This is a genomic window from Bradyrhizobium canariense (assembly GCF_018130465.1).
In the GTDB taxonomy this organism is placed as follows: domain Bacteria; phylum Pseudomonadota; class Alphaproteobacteria; order Rhizobiales; family Xanthobacteraceae; genus Bradyrhizobium; species Bradyrhizobium canariense_C.
The window spans coordinates 156,435-176,566 of the sequence record NZ_JAFCKJ010000012.1; the positions used below are offsets into that span (position 1 = coordinate 156,435).

The 20,132-nt window shown below is 58.0% G+C and carries 16 protein-coding genes and 1 tRNA gene; 4 read left to right on the top strand and 13 right to left on the bottom strand.

The features are described from left to right. Positions 1-2: 2 nt before the first annotated feature. Entirely contained in the window at positions 3-794 is a 792-nt protein-coding gene (locus JQ591_RS27190; protein ID WP_211399081.1) for an enoyl-CoA hydratase/isomerase family protein, read from the bottom strand. A 212-nt stretch (positions 795-1,006) separates the two neighbouring features. Between JQ591_RS27190 and JQ591_RS27195 the strand changes: the two genes are divergently transcribed. Then, positions 1,007-1,783 (top strand): IclR family transcriptional regulator, encoded by a 777-nt coding sequence (locus tag JQ591_RS27195; protein WP_211399082.1) that lies wholly within the window; start codon positions 1,007-1,009, stop codon positions 1,781-1,783. A 29-nt stretch (positions 1,784-1,812) separates the two neighbouring features. On the opposite strand, the gene JQ591_RS27200 is transcribed toward JQ591_RS27195, so the two are convergent. After that, complete coding sequence (locus tag JQ591_RS27200) at positions 1,813-2,715, bottom strand: hypothetical protein (RefSeq protein ID WP_211399083.1); 903 nt, start codon at positions 2,713-2,715, stop codon at positions 1,813-1,815. Between the two features lie 221 nt (positions 2,716-2,936). On the opposite strand from JQ591_RS27200, the gene JQ591_RS27205 reads away from it, so the two are divergent. Continuing rightward, complete coding sequence (locus tag JQ591_RS27205; protein ID WP_211399084.1) at positions 2,937-4,265, top strand: site-specific integrase; 1,329 nt, start codon at positions 2,937-2,939, stop codon at positions 4,263-4,265. 180 nt (positions 4,266-4,445) lie between these two features. Here JQ591_RS27205 and JQ591_RS27210 read toward each other — a convergent pair whose 3' ends face one another. The 11 genes from JQ591_RS27210 to JQ591_RS27260 all read right to left on the bottom strand — a co-directional run bounded on the left by JQ591_RS27210 (position 4,446) and on the right by JQ591_RS27260 (position 19,137). Continuing rightward, a complete protein-coding gene (locus tag JQ591_RS27210) occupies positions 4,446-7,334 on the bottom strand; it encodes a phosphoribosyltransferase-like protein (protein WP_211399085.1) in 2,889 nt (962 codons plus the stop codon). Positions 7,335-7,358: 24 nt separating this feature from the next. Continuing rightward, the gene (locus JQ591_RS27215; protein WP_211399086.1) at positions 7,359-7,766 is read right to left on the bottom strand and encodes a hypothetical protein; all 408 of its coding nucleotides are present in this window, start codon (positions 7,764-7,766) and stop codon (positions 7,359-7,361) included. Positions 7,767-8,124: 358 nt separating this feature from the next. Continuing rightward, positions 8,125-8,532 (bottom strand): hypothetical protein, encoded by a 408-nt coding sequence (locus JQ591_RS27220; protein ID WP_211399087.1) that lies wholly within the window; start codon positions 8,530-8,532, stop codon positions 8,125-8,127. A 61-nt stretch (positions 8,533-8,593) separates the two neighbouring features. Then, positions 8,594-11,725: a BPTD_3080 family restriction endonuclease gene (locus tag JQ591_RS27225; protein WP_211399088.1), complete on the bottom strand. Its 3,132-nt coding sequence runs from the start codon at positions 11,723-11,725 to the stop codon at positions 8,594-8,596. Then, a complete protein-coding gene (locus JQ591_RS27230) occupies positions 11,725-14,451 on the bottom strand; it encodes a DNA methyltransferase (RefSeq protein ID WP_211399089.1) in 2,727 nt (908 codons plus the stop codon). Before JQ591_RS27230 ends, JQ591_RS27225 begins: the two co-directional genes overlap by 1 nt. 63 nt (positions 14,452-14,514) lie before the next feature. Then, a complete protein-coding gene (locus JQ591_RS27235; RefSeq protein WP_211399090.1) occupies positions 14,515-15,558 on the bottom strand; it encodes a tyrosine-type recombinase/integrase in 1,044 nt (347 codons plus the stop codon). Next, a complete protein-coding gene (locus JQ591_RS27240; protein ID WP_211399091.1) occupies positions 15,555-16,040 on the bottom strand; it encodes a helix-turn-helix domain-containing protein in 486 nt (161 codons plus the stop codon). Before JQ591_RS27240 ends, JQ591_RS27235 begins: the two co-directional genes overlap by 4 nt. Positions 16,041-16,043: 3 nt before the next feature. Then, positions 16,044-16,289 (bottom strand): helix-turn-helix transcriptional regulator, encoded by a 246-nt coding sequence (locus JQ591_RS27245; protein WP_211399092.1) that lies wholly within the window; start codon positions 16,287-16,289, stop codon positions 16,044-16,046. A 100-nt stretch (positions 16,290-16,389) separates the two neighbouring features. Beyond that, entirely contained in the window at positions 16,390-17,190 is an 801-nt protein-coding gene (locus JQ591_RS27250; RefSeq protein ID WP_211399093.1) for a hypothetical protein, read from the bottom strand. A gap of 204 nt (positions 17,191-17,394) precedes the next feature. Then, positions 17,395-17,471: transfer RNA gene (locus JQ591_RS27255), tRNA-Arg, on the bottom strand. 166 nt (positions 17,472-17,637) lie between these two features. Continuing rightward, entirely contained in the window at positions 17,638-19,137 is a 1,500-nt protein-coding gene (locus JQ591_RS27260; protein WP_211399094.1) for an ATP-binding protein, read from the bottom strand. A gap of 382 nt (positions 19,138-19,519) precedes the next feature. Here JQ591_RS27260 and rpmH point away from each other — a divergent pair, with 382 nt between their 5' ends. Together rpmH and rnpA are read left to right on the top strand one after the other, a co-directional pair. After that, positions 19,520-19,654, top strand: coding sequence for a 50S ribosomal protein L34 (gene rpmH / locus JQ591_RS27265; RefSeq protein WP_008542748.1), 135 nt, complete (start codon positions 19,520-19,522; stop codon positions 19,652-19,654). A gap of 27 nt (positions 19,655-19,681) precedes the next feature. Beyond that, positions 19,682-20,128: a ribonuclease P protein component gene (rnpA, locus tag JQ591_RS27270; RefSeq protein ID WP_211399095.1), complete on the top strand. Its 447-nt coding sequence runs from the start codon at positions 19,682-19,684 to the stop codon at positions 20,126-20,128. The last annotated feature ends 4 nt before the right edge of the window (positions 20,129-20,132 follow it).

The window sequence follows — 20,132 nt, forward strand, 5'->3', positions numbered from 1 at the left end:
GCTCAATCCTTCGACGAGGATTGCGCGAGGAACGCCGTCACGGCGTCCCGATGCTCCGCGCTGGTGTAGCAGATGGCCTGCGCCTGGCTGCCGAGACTGAAAATGTCATGCGCGGAATGCTCGAAGGTCTCGTTCAGGATCTTCTTGCCCAGCGCCAGCGCGGTGGGAGACCCCTGCGCCAGTTCGGCGGCCCAGGCCTGCGCGGCCGGCAGCAGCTCGGTCGAGGCCACCTTGCGATCGACGATGCCGAGCGAGAGCGCTTCGTCGGCCTCGACGACGCGCCCGGTGAAGATCAGTTCTTTTGCCTTCGGAAGCCCGACCCGGCGAGGCAGGAAGTACAGACCGCCGCCGTCGGGGATCAGGCCTCGCTTGATGTAGGACCAGGTGAATTTCGATCGTTCCGTTCCCATGACGAAGTCGCAGGCCAACGCGGTGTCCGCACCGAGGCCCGCCGCGGCGCCGTTGACGGCGGCAATGGTCGGTTTCGGCAGGCCGAGCAGGAACGACTGCACGTGGTGCACGCCCTGCTGACGGCTCCATCCGTTGAATGCGACTTCGCCCTGCGGCGCTTCGAGCCGGCGCTTCATTCCGCTGATATCACCGCCGGCACAGAACGCGTTGCCGCGCCCGGTCAGCACCAGGGCCTTGATCGCCTTGTCGCGGGCGACGGTTTCGAGCGCACCGACGAACTCGGCGCGCATCTCGTCGCTCATGGCGTTGCGCCGTTCCGGCCGGTTGAATGCGATCGTCGCGACACCGGCTTCGACGGAAAATTCGATGAGCTGATAGGGCATGGCAAACTCCGTGGTTGGAGTCGGATCGATCACCGCGACGCATTGCGGATATCGCTGGGATCCGCGCGGGCTCCGGAATGCCGATTTCAGGCCGTGCCGTTTCCTCGTCGAGCCGTGCGCGGCCGGGCATTCTTCCTCCCGGTGCCTATAGCGGCTTGCACCCTGCGTAACATCCCCCTAATTCCACTTAGTGGAAATGAAGGAGGCTGGTTGTGGCGCAGGCGCGCAGATATGCGGGCGGGGTTGACGGCAACCGGTCGCTCGAAAGGGGCATCGAAATCCTCAGGGCTTTCCGGCCCGGCGTCGACACGCTTGGCAACGGCGAGATTGCGGAGCGAACCGGATTGCCGCGATCGACGGTCAGCCGGCTGACACGAACGCTGGTCAATTCCGGGATGCTCGACGAAGTCCGCGCCGAGAGGGCGTACCGCCTGGCCGCGTCCGTCATCAGTATCGGTCACGCGATGCGGACAGGATCGCCCGTGCTCAACGAGATCGGAGCGATGATGCGGGCGGAATCGGCGAAGCGCCGGCTCAACGTGGGGCTCGCGACCGCGGATCGAACCATGATGGTCTATCTCGAATCGATCCGCTACAGCCCCCGCGCGGCGCTGCGCAACGTGGTCGCCGGGCAGCAGGTGCCGATGGAATTGACGTCGCTCGGTCGCGCCTATCTGGCCGGCATTGCGGAAACCCGGCGCGAGCAATTGCTAAAACTGTTCAAACGGCGCAGCGCCGCGGCCACCAAGGCGCTGCTTGCGGACGTCCGGACATCGATCAGCTCCGTCGAACGCGACGGCTACTGCGCGGTGTCGTGGCAACCTGCCGTTCTTGCCGTCGCAACTCCCATCGTGCTGGAGGGGCTTCCGGTCTACGCGCTGAACATGAGCCTGCAAAATGTCGATCGGTCGGCTGCGCTGGCAAGCGAGCTCGGCGCGTATCTCAACGCCTTCGCGGCCAAGTGCAAGGAGGTGCTGGCGAGCCGGTGAAGCCGATCGGTGTCGACGTCGAGGCGCCGTTACAATTTTCCATAGACGCGCCCGGCGACCGCCTTCAGGCGCTCGACCGAGCCGGACTCAGGATGCGGCTTGACCGGCGCGAACAGGATCGAGGCCTGCCTGCCGTTCTTCCAGACATAGATGTTGACGGCGTTGCCGTTGCCCTTGGTGCAGGAATGCTCGCCGAACGCTTCGCTGCCGAGCTCTTGTATCGCCACGTGCTTGCAGGGACCTGCGCGTTTCATCATGCCGATGGCGGTGTCGCGCGAGGTCGCGATCACCGCGACGGTCATGGTGTTGGCCTCGCGATCGAACATCATGCAGCTGCCGGCGCCGGTCCGCTGGACCGTCAGCGTGCTCTTGTCGAGAAAGCCGTCGGCATCGGCGGCCGTGAGCCACTCGCAATTGCCGAACCGCTCGCTGCTCTTGCTCACGTTGGCAATAGCAACGCGCGCGGCGTCAGTGATCGGTCCGAGCAGCGCGTCGTCGGCGCGCCGGCCGATCGGATAGACGCTGATCTGCAGAATGGTATCGCCGGACAAGGCGACGACCGAGGCCTCCTGGCGCTCTGCGCCGGCAGCGCTCGTTCCGCCCTGGCCTTCATCGCCGATCCCCGCGACCGGGTTGAGCGGCATGCGCTCGCCAAGCGTCTTGACGAAGGTCGCGTACAATTCCCTGGCGCGGTCCTTGTCGGGATTGCGGAACACGGTCAACATCATCGTGTCGCCGCGCCCGCCCTGGTAGATGCAGCCGCGGCCGTCCTGGTTTGAAATCAACGACCATTTCAGCGCCGGCATCGCGCTCGCGAGCTCCTTGGCGCTGATGAACGGGCAGGTTTCGGCCGCGCGCGCGGGAGGCACCGGGACGGCTGCGATTGCAAGGAACAGAGCGAGGCAGGGGAGCAGACGATCGATAGTACGCATGGGACGAACTTACTATCGAAATGGCGCGCCCGGAACGATTCGAACGTCCGACCCTCAGATTCGTAGTCTGATTACCTTTAATTCCTTGGCATTCCTAGACTTTCCTTGAGCGATAAATCCGAGCTTTTTGCAGGCATTTATCGAGTTAGGCTTGTACCGACATATCCGGCAATCCCAAAACGGTGTTGCCCCGGTGTTGCCCCGAATGCGGTGAACGAGCCATGCCAAACCAACGCATTACTAAACGGACAGTGGATAGACTCCAGGCGAGCTTTGGCGAATTCACGGTTTGGGATAGCGCCCTGACAGGCTTCGGAGTGCGCGTCCGACCAACCGGCGCAAAGTCCTACGTGGTCGTATACAGGGCCGGCGCAGGGCGCGGCGCACCGGTCCGGCGCTTCACTATTGCAGCGGCTAGCAAAATTACTCCAGAGCGCGCCAGAGCGCGTGCTAAGGCCATCCTGGGGGCGGTGGCTCACGGCCTTGATCCAGCTGACCAGAAGGCGACCGAACGCGGCACGCCGACGGTGACCGAATTGGCCGATCGCTTTATGGCCGAGCACGTGCGAGCTAAGCGCAAAACAGGCACGGCTGAGTTCTACCGAGACATTTTGGACCGCATTGTGAAGCCGGCGCTCGGCACCACGAAGGCTGACAAGCTTACCCGGCTGCAGGTCCGCAGGCTCCATTCTTCGCTGTCGGACACCCCGTTCCAGGCGAACCGCGTGCTGGCAGTGGTCGGCAGCATGTACACATTCGCGGGCAGCGTCGGCATCGTGCCAGAGGGGACAAACCCGGGACGAGCCATTGACAAGTTCAAGGAAGACAGCCGCGAGCGCTTTCTGACCGGCGAAGAACTGGAACGGCTGGGCGCCGCGATCCGCGAGGCCGAGACGGCCGGCATTCCATGGACGGTGGATGAAACAAAGGCCTTTGCGAAGCACGTCGCTAAGGCAAAACGCTTCACCCGGATTGCGCCATCTGCGGCCGCGGCGCTGCGCTTGTTGCTGTTGACCGGCTGCCGCTTGCGAGAAATTCTACATCTGCGCTGGGAGCACGTCGATTTCGAGCGCGGGTGTCTATTCCTACCGGACAGCAAGAGTGGCCGGAAGACTGTTATCCTCAATGCGCCATCCCTCGCGATTCTAAATGAGCTAGAGCATGTCGGGCCTTACGTGGTGCCTGGTGATAATCCGGAGAAACCTCGCCACGACCTCAAGCGGCCCTGGATTGCGGTCACCAGGCGTGCGGAACTGATAGGCGTTCGCCTGCACGATCTGCGTCACACTTACGCGAGCTTTGGCGCCGGGTTCGGCCTCGGTCTGCCAATCATCGGGAAGCTCCTCGGCCATGCTCACTCTGCGACAACCGCGCGCTATGCGCATCTCGATAACGATCCTCTGCGGCATGCTTCTGAAGCCATCGCCAGTCGCATTGCCGCAGCTTTGGATCGAAAGCCAGAGGCAAGCCATCCTCCTGCTCCGAAAACACAAATAGCCGGCCGAACGAAGGGTGAGAGCAGGACAACGTCCGGCTGCTTGCGCTATTAGTCCAGTGGCTTGGGGAATTTGCCGATCATCGGCCAACTCCTGATCCCTCTCACTCCGCGACTGTAGCGCGAAAGATGCCTCTCGAAAAAGGCCCTGTGTTGCTTTGGCGATCATCGAGCCGGCTCTAAGTCGAAGAACACAGGTCGAGCCCTTCCAATAATTGGTTAGGAGCCGCGCGGTTTAGCTGTAAACAAGGTGCTTTCGATAGCCTCGCCTAAGAAATAGAGGTATCCAGGCTTCCCCCCCCACAACACCAGGACACCAGAAAGCGGTTATCGTGTGGGAAGGAACGTTGAACGGAGTCACCATCACGGAAGCTACACCATTGTAGCCCAAAGCGTCGGCTCGCAGTCTTGCAACTTCGTCAGCGGACGGGGGGCTCCCGTCCGGAAATCTAATTCCTCTTAATAGTTCTTGCCCAATGTTCTCTAACAGACCGCGCAATTCTTTGGTCATCTGCATCGATGCAGGATTCAGCTCGTTTGCGAATTTGGCAGTTAAGCCTCGAAAACCAAGATGAGCTGCTGCACTCTCTATTCTCTTCTTGCCAGCCATCGTTCCGTAGACGAACTGAAGCTCAACGGGTCCATTTTGAAAGAGCTTCCTCACTTCGCTGGGCAACGGAGTAAGATCGATATTTTGCTCGTCTCGGATTTCCGGGGGCCAGTCCTCCCTCGGAAGTCCAGACCAATGAAAAAGCTGAGCCTCCGCCTGTCCGCCAGTCGCAAACTGATCGTCGACAAAGACTGCACTATTTGCGCCTTCGGCTAGATGCCCCTCAAGCTCCGCCAATGATCGGGCAAACTTCCATCCGCGAGCTCCATATTCCGCACGACGTTCCTGTTCTAGAAGCATACCCACAAGATTGCCGCTGTTCGGGGAAAAGCGACAAATGATCGGCTTCTTTTTGTGGTTTTCTTCGAAAGCTAAACAAAGCTTGTCCACGGCTTCTCGCACGTTGCCGCGCCCTAGCATTTCTCCATTTAGCAAGAGATCGAACACCTCTCTTCTCAAACCTACGGGGAATTGACGAACAAACGCCGCCGCCGACTCCTCAGTTACTCGCCAACTTCGCTCACCTGAAAATTTGGAATACCGTTCTGCAACGTCGCAGGCTTGCGTCTCTAGGGTGGCTTCGAGCGGTACACAGCGTATTGCAGCTTCGAAATAACCTGTCGACGCCACCTTGTTGAGTTGGCGGATAAGGTTCTGACGATCTACTCCGATCCGACTACAGATGTCATCTATCCGCAATTTCATCCGCGGTATTATCTTAAAAGTGGCCTCCTCATAATTGCCGTCACCAGTGTCGTGAATTTCGGCTTCATTGCCTTTTGCACGAAAATCATAAAGAACCTTGATACAAGCAATGGCTACCGCGTCGAGCCATTCTCGATCCGCGTAGAAGTGATCTATTCCGCGAGCAACGTTATCGGCTGCCGTCAACTCTTCAGACTTGGTCCATTGTGCGCTGTAGCCGATCGAGTTTTTCTCACGAACGAGCACCTCATTAATTGGCTTAATGAAAACTCTCGGTGCTATGCCAATGAAGGGGTCGTGATCAGGATCCTTCCCATCGAGAATATTCCTGGCAGACCTTGCCGCTTCCCGTATCGCTTCTGTCAGCTCGCTAATTCGCCGAGGTTGCTCTACTGGATCAACTGGCACAATCTGTCCAAATAGACGCCAAACACCTTGTCGGGAATATTGATGATCCAATTCTGAAAGCCGACTGCCATCACCGGACCTTGACCAATCCGAAGCATCAAAAACATCGTTGAGGCGAACATAAGGTTCGCAAGCGTCTCTGAACACTGCAAAGGCACGTTTAGGAAGATCACGGCTCATGAGCCGGAGCGCAAACTGCCTCGTTTCGACATTTCTTAGGAGTTCGCCGAGAAGCTCATCATCGCCTAAAGGAAACCATGTGAACAAATCGGCCGGATCGTTGGTTTCGAGAGAAGGTTTAGACCGGGCTGCGGTTCGAATTGCCGCGACTAGAATCTGTTCAGCATTCCTGGTCAGCTGATGCAAATAGACGCGCTGATATAGAATTGACTTAGCATTCGCTAGTTCATCGTATGTGTCCATGCCGGTCGAATTGACCACGAAATGGTAACCCGGAACAAAGCGTTGCACTCCGGTTCTGTCGATTCGCGATTGGCTCAGCGAGTGAGCCTGCTCCGCGTTGATATTGATCAGCGTGGAATTAAGAAACACGCGCGAGACATCCACACCCACCGGAATCCCACATTCTCGCGCATCGCGATTGATGTAATCGATCTTGTCCGCGTCCACTGCAGCACCCGAAATGATATTCGCCAAACCGGGAAAGCGCGGGTCGTGTGGAACACCCCCGATGAATGAACAAATCTCGCCGATGCGCGCATCGACGTCCTGTTCGCCTACTATCTTAACGTAGAAGGAGCGGAACCGAGGCGAAAGAACGATCGCGATCGACAAACATTCTGACAGATCAGATGCAAAGTCCTGCTCTCGAAACAAGTCGAGAAAATCCTCGACACTGCAGCCTCCAATCTTAGCCACATCGAAGTCAGTTCGGAACGCAGCCTCGCCCGCATGGGAATAGGCTAGATGACCGCAATCATGAAGGAGAGCTGCGTGAAGCAAGCTCCTGATGACTAGTCTTTCGCTATCCTTTGTCGGGTCGTAGTAAGGGTATACTTGGCCACCGCTCTTGAGATCGTTCTCACGACGGGATACCTCCGCGATCGAGGCTATGAGCCGTTTAACGACGTGCGCAACACCCAACGTGTGGACGAAGCGGCTGTGCTCAGCACTCGGGTACGTCAGATATGTGAGGCCAAGCTGCTTTATTCTGCGCAGTCGTTGAAGCAAGGGAGAGTCGATAAGCGCAAGTTCATCCCCTGCGAACTCCATCATCCCCCAGAGGCCGTCCTTGATGTACTTGGAGCGGAGGCCAGACGAGCGAGGCCTAAACTTTTCAACGTATTCAGTATCAAATCCAAAGCGATCGACCGAGCTATGCAGGGTCGACCAAAATTTGGGTAATTGATCTAGGCTATCTCGCACGCCATGAACGGTCATGGCGGGGATTATGACTGAAAAAAGTCAGGCGGCCAAATAGCTCTGAACCGATTTCGTTACGACCTCGGAAAGTGGCTTGTCCAGCCGATCCACGATGGATTTTGCTGCAGCATCGGGAATCCGGATCATTATGTCCTGATAGTACGGATTTGGGTGATCGGTAAGATACACCTGCTTCGTACGCATAAGAGCTTCAAACCTGTCAAACGAGCCGATGGGGCTCGGTTGGAAAACGCTCTTTATGTTGAGGAGAGATCGCCTCCACTCCGCATCCTCTTTACCGGCTGACCGCACCATGTCGTCCAATGAACGATAAACGCGGAAAAGACCATCGCGTACTCGAGGTTCATTCAGCCTTAGCACGTTCTGTCCTTCGCTTACGAGCTTCGCAGCGAACGCATCAATAAAGTCGTCTAGTGAAAGGCGGGCCATTTAGAATCTGTACATCTGATTTGGGGGGGATGGCAAAGGGGTGAGACAATTATTTTGGCGCCCAAAGCTCACCTGGGGATTTTGTTTCAAATCTCTGAAATCTTTGCCTATTGCTGGTGCTAACTCTGTGGATGAGACAACTGGGCCTAGAGATTGAAACTCATAGCCGCCTGCCGGAAGCTCGTCCAACGTCGTGGTCTACAGGCTGGAGCCGAGGCAGGCGGCGGCCGACGTTCAGCGCTAAGGGTGTTGCGACTTCGGCGCGAGCGCGCAAGTTCCGTCATCGGGCCCAGATGTCACCCACCTTGGAGATCATCGCTTGCTCCAAGAGGGCACGCACCCACAGCGGCTAACGCGATCAACCTCTTGTCTTGTGCTTATCGATCGCAACTATGCCATCAGTTGTTCTCATTTGACCCGGCTCAAGGTTAAACTGCTTGAGATCGTCCTTCGACAAGATAATCATATCCAACTTTGTAGCTCCCCGGAGCTGCTGCGCTGCTTCAGTCTCCGCTAGGCGTCGGTCCGAATCGTAAATTACCAAGTCCTTGAATTTCGTGGGGGCCCCATCACCTTTGTACTCAGCTGTGAATTTATAGCCAGCCGGACGGGCGTCCTCGAATGCCGCAAGGCGTTCAGCCAAGGCTGCTGTGACCCAATCATCACCCAAGTCACCGGCTAATCTAGCCTGCATGTCCTGCAGAGCCGCCGGATGCTCGCGTTGCAAGAAGTCAAATATCCACCACAAAAGATGCTTTTTGTTCATTTCGACCCCCTTAAATGTCCAGAGACGTTCGGATCGCGTCGGGCTCTCGCATCCCGCCCCATCATGTAAGCTCAAATCCTCCCTGATCCCAAGCTGCTCTCGTAAACTCGTTCATCATCACCCCAAGCCGGCCAGGATCGGTGACAAGCAAATAGTGCCAGGTGCCGTAACCGCCAAGCCGAGTTACCGCGTTTGCCCACCGCTCAGCGGCTTTGGCCTTGGCATCCGCATTGTCGGTGACCTGCCCCTTGATCTCGACAATCACGTTTTCATCAGTGTCTGTCACAACGATGAAGTCGGGAATATAACGAGCGGGTAGCCCATTTCGCCGATAGGGAATGAAGAAGCCAAGGCGCTCATTCTTAACCCATTTCTTGACCCCGGGATGGGCGTCTAGGAGCAGAGCCGCAGTCTGCTCCCACTTCTGAGTGTCGGCCACCATTGCATTCAGATGGCAGTGTGCAGCGGCTATGATTGGCTTCGTCGTATGGAAGTCTACATAAAGTGTGCTGCCGCGTCCGGCTGCCCCCTGAGGAATAATCGCGGTTTCTGCGTCAGTCGTTGACGCCCCCTTCTTGATCGCATCGAACAGCGCGTTAATGGCTGCCTGCATGTATTGACCAACAAGCAGGACATCGCAGGGCTGGCTATCGCCATTCGTCACTAGCTTCTCGGCAAGGAAGCGCTTGGCGGCAAACGCGACGCGCGGGAACAACAGCTGAGTCGGCACGGCGGTTGCGCCGTTGTCCGTCTGCCAACGTTTGCAAATTTCGCGTGCCACGCGGAACGCAACCTGCTGTTCGCGGAATTGTGCGCGCCACTCCTTGAGCGACAAGACCGGCTTGTCACCGGGGCCGTAAGCAGAAAGGCTACCGTCCGGGCTGGTCAGGGGCGTGAGTTCGACGATCTGCGGAATTCGCATCGGATCGATAGTCACTTTGCCAACCTGATTCCAATCGACCGAAATGTCCAACTGTCCCGACTGGTAATACCCAGTCAGGATGGGGAACGTAATTTCGTACTCAGCCTTTTCAGGAACTGAATAGATATGGTTTGGATCGGGCTGCGGTGGCTGCGGACCCGCGGGCGCGACCTTGAAAGGGATCAACTCGAAAGGCACACCGAACACCTTGGCAGTTTCCTCGGCGAACATTTGCGTGACTTCGTTGAGTGCGTAGCTCTTACGGCGAAGGGCGCGGCCTACGACTTGCTCGCAAAGCAGCTGTGACCCGAATGGACGCAAGCCGACGATATGAGTGACTGTGTTCGCATCCCACCCTTCGGCCAGCATAGCCACCGACACGATACAGCGAACATCCCGTCCTGGTGGAATGCGTTCGTCAATCCACTGGACGCCGCCGTCAGCGCTTTCGGCCCTGTCGTTATGCTTCCGAACCAGCTCTGTCCAATCCTCAGGAACCTTTCCACCAGGCCACTCCGCCTTACCGATAGTGTCCAAGATAAAGCGCAGCCGACGGGTTTCGTCCTTCGTCCCGCCTGCTTCGATATCCTCAATCACCTTGGAATCGATGCGGACGGTGACTTCCTGACCAGGCGCATTGCGGAACCATGCGGGGGAAACACCGTAAGTGTCATTGCCGTTGGCGAGCCAAGAATGAGCCTCACGGGCGACGGCGGTATCGCGGCACACGACAATAAACACTGGCGGAACGGGATGCCGTTGCTGCTGCTTTGAATATTGCTCCCACTCAAGGAATCGCTGGTGCCATTCGCTCGCCAGTAGATTTATGGGAGCGCTTGCATAATTTAGTACGATTTGCGGAGTGATTGTGTCGCCGTAGCCGTCCTCCTTCGCCTTAGCCTGTACCCAGCGCCAGATATTGAAGTAGGCCGCCTCCTCTGCGCCGGTCGCGTCGCGAGCGGGAAGCTGCGGAATCTTAACAAGGCCCGACTCGATAGCATCGAGAAGACCGAAGTCCGACACCACCCAAGGGAACGGCTTGCCGACTTCGTTGCCGGAACCCTGGATATAAAAAGGCGTTGCCGACAGGTCTAAGCAAAGATTGATGCCCCGCCGCTTGCTGCCACCTGCAAGCTTGTTTATTCGGTCAAGTCCCTCAATCCAGATTGTCGCCTCGCGATCGTTCTTGTTGGCTAGGTCTTTATCTTCTTCAAGAGTCTCTTCGGTGGCGGCATCGCCGCGCCGATAAGCATGATGCGCCTCGTCATTGAAGATCAGCCAATGCGAGCTACGCCCCCTTCCACTGCCGAGTTCGCGGCGGATGCGTTTAAACCAAGCGGCATCGGACTCGAAGTATCTAGTTTCGAGCGTCTCCTTCTCTTTTCCAAGATTCTTTATCATCTCGACGGCCTCGCCGGCCTTTACCACCTTCGCGGAATCACCGTTGACAGTGTTGCTTTCCTTCTTTGCAAAGCGATGCCAGTTGGCGATCATCACTTCGCCGCGCCGCAATTCCTCCATGCGGTGAACCGGCACAAGCTGGCGGGTCCGGTAAAGCGAGAGATCTCCGAGCGCAGGGTCAAGCTCCTGCAAGCGTTCGCGGATCGTGACGTTCGGGCAAACAATAAGGATCGTATCGGAAAATCGGTCATCGCGAGGCAATGCCACGCTGTTGAGAATCGACCACCCGGCAAGCATTCCCATTACGGTTGTTTTCCCGGAACCGGTCGCCATCTTACAAGCGTACCGAATGAAGGCACGAGCCCCCGCCGCCTTAGATTCGAGACCAGGTTCGTCCTTGCTAATCTCGGGAATGCCTTTGCGGTAAACGTCTGCGGCTTCGACCAGGAAGATGATGGTTTCCGCCGCCTCGATCTGCGCGAAGAAAAGGCGCTGCATCCGCTCTCCGCTACGCCAGAGTTCGAGGAGTTCCTTAGTAACTGGCGATGCTCCGTCATAAGCAAGACCGCCCGAACGCCCCCCCTCCCGCCATTCTTTCACGCGTTCGCGGATGAGGTTGACAATCTCTAGTTCAACCTCTTCACCCTTCGCGTCAACGAACATTTCAGCTTGTTGCTTGTCCTTTCGTCCGCGACCGGCATGTTCAGGGACGCGGTAGAAGTAGCTGGCTCGCCGCCTGCCATCGGCCTTCACCGGTGGCTTGCCGCGCTCGATCCTCCAATGAAACTCCGGCTCCCGGAAAGGTGAGTTAATGATAGGGGAATCAACCTCGGCAACTGTGAGCGGCGGTTGCTGATGGGCGGCTGTCATCACTTGGCTCCGTCCGCGGCCCTTACGACCATCAGTTCATTACCGCGCTCATCAATGGCTTTCACGGCAATGCGCTTTTTATCGCCAAGCGTAAACGGCTCGCTGGCCGTGCCGGCAAGATGCTCCCAAACGCTGTCCGCGAATTGTCCTTTGAGGGATTTTTGGATATTTCCCCAAGCACCGGTCTTAGGAAAAAATACCTGCGTCGCCATGAACACCATGCCGTTGTAGTTGCTATCTAGCATCCAGCACGGCAGGTTCTCAGCCTTGACCTCGTCGGTTTCCATCGTGTCGGGCCGGAAGATGTCCAGCCCTTTTATGACAACCCGATAAAGCAGAGTCCCGTCCTTCTCTTTTCCAGCCTTTTCCAGTGACACATCGGGTAAGCCGGTGATGGAGAAGATTTCGCTAGACTTAGAAGTCTTGAGCAAATCCGACATGACTACATCGGGCGTGACCGAGACGTAAGTCGTCGGGACTTTTAGCCGTTCCAGCATTTCGCGGGCTTTTGCTTGGATGGCGAAGCCAAAGACAAAGAGTTGCTGATATCCCTGCTGCAAAGCTTCCGTATGGGCGTTGAAGACGTACTCAGAGCCGACGGCACCGTCCTCGGGGCCGAACACAAAGGCGATACGCTTGTCAGCACCATTCTTCGCCACTCCCTCGGCGTGCAGATATTCACGGTCCCCAAGGGGCGAAATGGATGCGAGTTGTAGAGTTACATTGCCAGGCAATTGCAACGTCTTGCTCTGCCGCAAAACCTCGATCATGCGATCAAGGTAGGCGCGCGGATTGCCGGTAATCATCTGCGCTGGTGTTGACTGCAGGCCAGCTTCTTGCTCAAGGCTCATCGCGGCCTGAATGGTTGCCTCGACGGTGAACGGCCCGCAAACGCGCGTGATCTTTTTCGTCACTTCAGGCCTATCAACAAGCACGACTGTTTCGGGCTGTTCGTTGTTAGCGATTGATCCGAGTGTGATCCGGGGAACTAACCCGCCGACTTCTTCACCTTTCCTGTTTTGCCTGCGTTCGTACAAAAAGCCGCCGGACGGCCCCTTCGCGGGGTTCTTGAGCGTGTACCAAGGAAACGTGCTAGTAAGCAGTCGTTGGCGCGCGAGAGCGACAGGTACGCGGGAAGTGTCCGTAGTGATCCAACGCCGCCCCCACATTTCTGAAACAGCGGCGGTGGTTCCTGACCCGCAGGTAATATCGAGCACCAAGTCGCCGGGATCGGTTGTCATGAGTACGCAGCGTTGAACGACCTTTTCGCTCGTTTCGACAACATACTCTTTCTTTCGCGCGAAGCCGCTGCGAGCGGTGTCATTCCAAACGTTGTCTATTTGATAAACTGGAAAATCATCGACGTAACGCTTGTATCTTAGTGTATTTCCAACAAGCATTAGGCGCTTCGCATCGGCAAGCCGCTGCATTCCTCCCGATTTCACCCCGGGTTTCCAATGCGTATTTGGCGGACAGCGAAAATCCCGGCCTTTCCAACTGAAAACCTCATCAGCAGGGTCGGAAGGAGAGCCTTGGGAATAGAGCGTGTCGTGCGAGAGAACACGCCAACCGTTCGGGATTGGCTCGGTCCCTTCCAATTCTTCAGCACTCATGCGACGCGGGTCGGCGGAGAAATCGGCTGGTTCAACCAGCACATATTGACCGGATGCGCCGCCACTGCCACCCTTCGGTGTCGTAGGATTGCTGAAACGAGCATTCGGCTTATCTTTCGCAAACCAAATCAGGAAGTCAGTCGATGATGAAAGCAGAGATGCACTCTGACCGCCGGTTGTGCGAAAAGCTATAAGTCCGCAAGAATTTTGTTCACCGAAAACCTCGACCATAACCTCGCGAACGTGGTGGAGATTGTCGTCAGAAATCTGCACGAAGATTGATCCCGACGGTGTAAGCAACTCTTTTGCGAGCATGAGCCGGTCACGTAGATACGTGAGATAAGAATGAAGACCCAGCTCCCACGTATCACGATAGGCCTTCACCATTTCCGGCTCGCGGATCATCTCGTCGTCTGATCCATGCTTGACGCTGTTTTTGCGAACGAAAGGCTGAAAGTTCGATCCGAATTTCACGCCGTAGGGTGGATCAAAATAGATCATCTGCACCTGACCGCCCATGCCCTCGTACTCAAGCAGGGAGTTCATGACCTGCATTGAATCACCGAGGATCAGCCGATTTGTCCACGGTCCCGTGTGCTCGTAAGCGTCAAGCTTGTCGGCAATGTCGAGGTTGGTATCACCAAAGAAGTCGAGGTTGGTGCCGAGAGCCTTATGTGATTTCAAGGTTTCCAAGATCGCCTGTGTGGAATGGCGCTCGTGAACGAACAACGGCAGCGTCGGTACGGTAACTTGCTGGCGCTCAGCCTTACCCGTCCAATTTAAGAACGGCTTCGTCAAGCTTTTGAGGCGAGCCGCGCATTGCGATAGCGACGCGAATCTCTCGCCGGTGCCTTGCCAAATCAACGGCTCTGCAAAGATTACAGCTTCACCCTTCTCGGACGCTTGTGAGAACTGCTCTAATAGCCATTCGGCAAACGCGCGGTCGGCGCTCTCGTCCCAAGATAGTTCGGGAGCAAGGCTGGAATCGTATCGGTATGACTTGGGTGGCTTCTTGTTAGAAAATTGTGCCTCAACGCCAACATCCGGTCGCTGCACGGATTTCTGCCCGTGCCTGTAAACCGATGTGCTGCCCGACCGATTGTCGACCGCCATTCCTCGCCCCCTCTAACGATAGCAATCCTACACACGAATCACCGTGAGTAGTACTAACTGATGCTATATTGAGACAGCCATGCCTGGGCTAGCAAATGAGCGTAGGATCTCTGATTGCCTGCTACCGCTCACATCGCCGTAGCTGGTAAAGGTGGTTAGGACATGATCGTGACCTAGATTCTGAGACCAAGCTTTGAATTGCTCGGGCGTCTGACAGAGTTTCTCACCCAGCAAGGCTAGCGTTTTTCGGAAGCTGTGGGGGTTGAAATAGGGCAGCCCTGCCGCCTGGAACGCCTCCTTGAATGTCCTGCGGATGGGCCCGGCATTACTCCAGTGCCTGCGTTCCAGGCCAACCGCACCGAACTGCAGATTGTCGCCAACAGCAACTTTGGTTGCCGGAAACAGCGGGTCGTTCAGTCCCCAGAGCTTTTCTGTCTTCAGGTACACCACCCAATTGACGACCACCTCGCGGATATCGTCACCGACTGGAAAGAAAGTGGTGACGAACGACTTTGAGAATTTTGAATTCACCTGACGGGCGTCGTGATCGATCTGGTCTAATTCGATATCAATGTGCTGAAGCTTGAATGACGCAATCGCTCCGTCTCGGGCTCCGGTCAAGATCGTGAAAGCTACAAGGGCCCGATCGCGCCGATCGATGTCGGTGGCATTGGGCATCGATCGGATCACATGCCGAATTTGCTCCAAGGTCGGCACTCGGAAGGGGCGGCTTGCCTTGGCGATCCGAGTTTCCTTAGTGGAGAGGTTGAAGTACTCGGCATCGGAATAAGATATGCGGGACTTGTAGCCGGGTTGCCCGGCGAGCCAAACGAAGAAGCGCTTCAAGGCGGTCAGGGTCGCGTACAGCGTGGCTTTGCTCAGGGGGTCCCCACTGCGATGGCCGCGCTGGTCAGCGAGACTGTACTTGAACCCTTTCGCCTGCTCGATATGAAACTTTTTGAAGTCCTTCCATTTGGTGTACTCTTCAAACCGAGCGATCGCCTTCGCTACCGCGTCAATCGTCTGCTCGCTGTGACCTAGCGCTTCGACAAGATACGCGAAGTACTGGCGCTTGATCCGTTCGTTTGCGGCGTTGTAGCTGGTCATTGTTGGTCGCCTTGGCCGGAGTCACAGTTCACGCTGGGCTCTGTTGTATCTACTATGCGCGGTCCCAGTTGGGTGAACGTGACGTCCAGGTCGCCGCGAACTGTTCCTATCTTCTGTGGATTCACTCGGCGGTAGATCATACGGCCGCAGTCGGGACAGATCCCCTGCAGAAAACCCGTAGTGTCGCTGGTCACGATACATTCTGCCATCTTCAGGGCAGGCACCTGCGGCGTGCGGCACGGTAGGCAGTAGATGCGGCCAGAACCGGACGGGCGCTTGGCCTGAGCGCGGCGCTCGGAAAGGAACTCTCGGATGGCGTCGCCGCGAGCCATGGTCGGGCGCTTACCGTCGATCGCCTTGAGTCCCTGCCGGAACCAAGCCCGCACTGTGTTCTTGTGAACCCTGAATAGACGCCCGATCTCTTCCACAGAATAGGTGCGGTGGATTTTAGCGGATTTGGGATTGGGGTGGCGCGTCCCCATGGCTCAGCGCGTATGCGCGATGGTTAGGGCCTTTAGGAAGCGTGCGTCGGCGTCGGAGGTGTCGCGTGCGGTGCGAGACTCTAGCCACTGCTCCAGGTCAGCCGGGCGGTACACCACCCGCCGCCCCAGCTTGCAATAAACCGGTCCGTTGCCGTTCAGCCGGAGCTTAGCAAGTGTACTTTCTGACAGGCCAACCATTCGCGCTGCATCTCGCGATGGTAGGACGGTGGAGGTTTTGTCGCTCTTCATAGTCGCCTCGTTGTGAAAGCGCAGGGCCCCCCCTGCATCACGAGGCAAATTGGTCTATCGCAGTTGGAAATTCACATTGGATTTTCCGGAAGTTGGAAAATCATACCGAATTTCCCTGAGCATCCGAGTTCTTACGGAGGACTCTGAGATGCTTTACAATAGCTTCAGTCCCCAGATAGGTCCCGTCTCTTTTTCGCAGCGCATCTAGCTTGAGTTGCGCGATCTGTTGAGCGGCTCTCGCGTCGTTGCGCCTCATCGACGGGTCAGCGCAGTACAATTTTTCCGCTGCAAGGCGAACGGCATTTCGAGATTTCTTCCCTTGCCTAACCCGAGCTGCAAGCGCCAGCGGGCGACCGCTCTCTCGCCCCTCGATGTGAGCATATCCTTCGATGACAGCATCCTCGTGCAGTCTCAGCCACTGCAGTTCGGTCGCTATGCATCCAAGAATAAAGGCCGACGCTACATCATGATCGAGGTCGTTGTGACGAGCGACAATCTCGTCCATCAGTCCCTTTTTCGAGAGCCGACTAGTAATCAGCCTTGCCTTGTCAATCAGGCCGACTCGGAAAGGGCTCATTCCTTCGGCTTCGAAGAATCCGCGGGAGTTAAGCTCCCCGATGGTTTCCCTCAGATTGGTGAGCTTGGTCTCCACATCCACCGCAAGAACCGAATGCAATTCGGCCACGTATTCTTCGAGGTTCTCACTATCGGCCGGGGAGATTTCGTAGACTGAAAATGAGGCTCCGTTGCAGCGCATGACCCTGTAACGGATTTCGTCGCAGCAAGGGCACGGACCGACGTACAAATCGTAGGTCGTGTCATCCAGCTTGATCGTTCTAACTAGCCTGGTCTCGCTCGGAGATACGACATCCGATTCTGCGAAAGAAGCGCCTGTCTCCATGGTTCAGCTCCCGGCTGCGACTCATGGATCTATTGTAGCGTCGCATCGCGCATGTCAGGCTGATTCATGCGGTTATCCGGAATTTCCCGGGCACGTCAAAACAGCGATTTTGTAGCTGGTGCTGCCCCGGTGCATCCCCAAAAGAGGCGAGTGTCAAGCCCCCAGAAATTGCGCAACAATTACTGTTGCGAGACAATGGGTTAGTGGCGCGCCCGGAACGATTCGAACGTCCGACCCTCAGATTCGTAGTCTGATGCTCTATCCAGCTGAGCTACGGGCGCGTTTTTCGCAAACAGCGATGCGGGCTGGCCCGCAAGCAGCCTCCGGACAACGCCGGAGGGGGTGCGAAAGAGCGCTCTGACTAACCGCTCTTGCCCCGATTGGCAAGGTCCGGGTTGGAGAGATTTTGCAGGGAAATGACGGTTTCCCGGGTCGGCCAGCGGCCGACTACGCCCGCGCCCGTTCGTTGCGGATGGAGAGCAGTTCCACGGGGCGGTCGGGGATGACGATCCGGAAGGTGGCGCCGATGGTGCCTTCGACCAGATGGATGTCGCCGCCATGGGCGCGGACCAGCTCGGCGGCGATCGCAAGGCCGAGGCCGCTGCCGCCGGGGCGGCCGGAGGTCTGGAACGCCTCGAACAGATGGTCCCGGGTCCTCTGGGGCACGCCGGGGCCGGTGTCGGAAACCTCCAGGATGGCGACCGCGCCCTCGCGTTTCCCCGTGATCCGGATCTGCTGCGCGCCGCCCTCGGCCGACGCATGGCTTTCCAGCGCCTGGGCGGCGTTGCGGACGAGGTTGAGCAGCACGCGGAACAGCTGGTCGGGATCGGCGTCGACCGCGAGGCCGCGCTCGATCGCAGCGACCCAGACGATCGCGGCATCGGAGGCAAGGCCCGCGGTCTCGCGCACCTCCAGCACCACCGGCTCGATCAGGATCATGCGCCGGTCGGGCGCGGCTTCCTGGGCGCGGCCATAGGACAATGTCGACTGGCAGAAGGCGATGGCGCGCTCGAGCGAGCGCACCAGCTTCGGCGCAAAGCGCTGCACCCGCGGATCCGGCACGCTGGCGAGCTGGTCCGACAAAAGCTGCGCCGAGGCCAGCAGATTGCGCAGATCGTGATTGATCTTGGAGACGGCGAGGCCGAGGGCGGCGAGCCGACTCTTCTGATGCAGCATCGACATCAGGTCGCGCTGCATGTCCGACAATTCGCGCTCGGCGACGCCAATCTCGTCGCTGCGCTGGCTCGGCACGATGATCCCCGCCGAACTCTCGGGATTTTCGTGGAAGCCGACCAGGCTCGCGGTGAGCCGGCGCATCGGGCGCACGAACAGATAATGCATGGCGAGATAGACGAGGCCCGCGGTCAGCACCGCGATGATCAGCGCGACCACCACGACGTTGCGGGAGAAGCGGTACATCGACTGCCGCAGCGGCAACTCGTCGGTGACGATCTCCATGAACTGGGCGTTGCCGACGCCCGGCCCGACGATCCGGATGGCCTGGTTGCCGGTCTCCAGCATCATCCGGAACGAGCCGGTGATCGCCTCCCACGCCGTCATGTCGCGCAGGTCGATATCGTGCTCGATGGCGGCCGGCAGATTGTCGCTGGCGAGCAGACGGCGCTGCTGACCCATCTTGATGGCGACGGCGCGGGCATTGATGCTTTTCAGGATCTGGCGCGACAGCGAATCGGGGACCATGCCGAGCGGCGCGGCATCGAGCACCAGCGCCGCCGTGTTGGCCGCCGCGACGCGGTCGTTGAGCCGGTTGACCCAGAAGTTGGCGATGGCGGGCACGTAGAGCAGGATGGCCGCGATCATCACCAGGGGAACGGTGAGCAGCAGCAGCTTGCCCGACAGCCCAAGCCCGCGCGTCCCCCGAGGCCGCGCCGCCGGCGGGTCCCGCTGATCCTGATCCTGGACCGGCTGGAGGTCTGTCGCTGCCACGAAATTCGCCCTCGCTGCCTTGCCGGGTTAAGAGAATTGGGCCGGGTTAAGGGGTTGGGGGTATGAAGATGCGGCCCGCCCCCAGCCCGGTCAAATTACGGATCGTCAATCTGCCAAGGTGGGATGTAAGCGCAGATCTGGCGAGTCGCCACCTCAAGGGTTAAAAACCCCGCACAAACAGCGATATTCGCCGGAATTGAGCCGTTGTGCGGCGTTGACGAAAAGAAGGCGCTCGCTTATAAGCCGCGCAACTGTCCGCGATGACCCGGTGTGACGCCGGGAGCGGCTCTCTTGGGGCCGAAAAAGGCCCATTTTGGGCAGCATCTTCCGGACTTTACCATCAATTCTACAGGCAAATTGCCCGGTCAGCGGAGAAAAACCCGTGAAGCGGACTTATCAACCCAGCAAACTGGTGCGCAAGCGCCGTCACGGTTTCCGTGCCCGTCTCGCCACGGCCGGCGGCCGCAAGGTGCTCGCCGCCCGCCGCGCCCGCGGCCGCAAGCGTCTGAGCGCCTGAGCCGGACCCCCTTTTTGGGATTTCATCATGGATCGGCTGAGGCAGCGAGCGGATTTCCTCGCCGTTGCCAATGGCGCGCGGGTGAATAGTCCCGCGTTCGTCCTGCAAAGCCTTGACCGCCAAAGCCTTGACCGCCAAAACCTTGGCCGAGACGACAGCGGCCCGATCCGGATCGGCTTTACCGTTACCAAAAAGAACGGCAACGCCCCCCAGCGCAATCGCATCCGGCGCCGGCTTCGCGAATTGGTGAAGCGGCTCGATCCGGTATCGATGCAGCCCCATCATGATTATGTGCTGGTCGGCCGAAGGGACGCGCTCTCGCGCGGCTTCGCCACCATGCTCGACGATCTGCGCATAGCGTTCGCGAAGCCCGCGCGGCATACGCACAAGGGACGCGGTCCGAAAACCGACGGCCAAAGAACCGACGGCTTAAAGCCCGGCCCCGCTCCTGCGACCAGCCGCAAACCGGATTGATGAC

Bases quoted from the DNA above. Each gene is read 5' to 3' on its own strand.
- JQ591_RS27235 (WP_211399090.1), bottom strand. From the start codon at position 15,558: ATGACCAGCTACAACGCCGCAAACGAACGGATCAAGCGCCAGTACTTC.
- JQ591_RS27250 (WP_211399093.1), bottom strand. From the start codon at position 17,190: ATGGAGACAGGCGCTTCTTTCGCAGAATCGGATGTCGTATCTCCGAGC.
- JQ591_RS27205 (WP_211399084.1), top strand. From the start codon at position 2,937: ATGCCAAACCAACGCATTACTAAACGGACAGTGGATAGACTCCAGGCG.
- JQ591_RS27210 (WP_211399085.1), bottom strand. From the start codon at position 7,334: ATGACCGTTCATGGCGTGCGAGATAGCCTAGATCAATTACCCAAATTT.
- JQ591_RS27245 (WP_211399092.1), bottom strand. From the start codon at position 16,289: ATGAAGAGCGACAAAACCTCCACCGTCCTACCATCGCGAGATGCAGCG.
- JQ591_RS27230 (WP_211399089.1), bottom strand. From the start codon at position 14,451: ATGGCGGTCGACAATCGGTCGGGCAGCACATCGGTTTACAGGCACGGG.
- rnpA (WP_211399095.1), top strand. From the start codon at position 19,682: ATGGATCGGCTGAGGCAGCGAGCGGATTTCCTCGCCGTTGCCAATGGC.
- JQ591_RS27225 (WP_211399088.1), bottom strand. From the start codon at position 11,725: ATGACAGCCGCCCATCAGCAACCGCCGCTCACAGTTGCCGAGGTTGAT.
- JQ591_RS27220 (WP_211399087.1), bottom strand. From the start codon at position 8,532: ATGAACAAAAAGCATCTTTTGTGGTGGATATTTGACTTCTTGCAACGC.
- JQ591_RS27215 (WP_211399086.1), bottom strand. From the start codon at position 7,766: ATGGCCCGCCTTTCACTAGACGACTTTATTGATGCGTTCGCTGCGAAG.
- JQ591_RS27190 (WP_211399081.1), bottom strand. From the start codon at position 794: ATGCCCTATCAGCTCATCGAATTTTCCGTCGAAGCCGGTGTCGCGACG.
- JQ591_RS27200 (WP_211399083.1), bottom strand. From the start codon at position 2,715: ATGCGTACTATCGATCGTCTGCTCCCCTGCCTCGCTCTGTTCCTTGCA.
- JQ591_RS27240 (WP_211399091.1), bottom strand. From the start codon at position 16,040: ATGGGGACGCGCCACCCCAATCCCAAATCCGCTAAAATCCACCGCACC.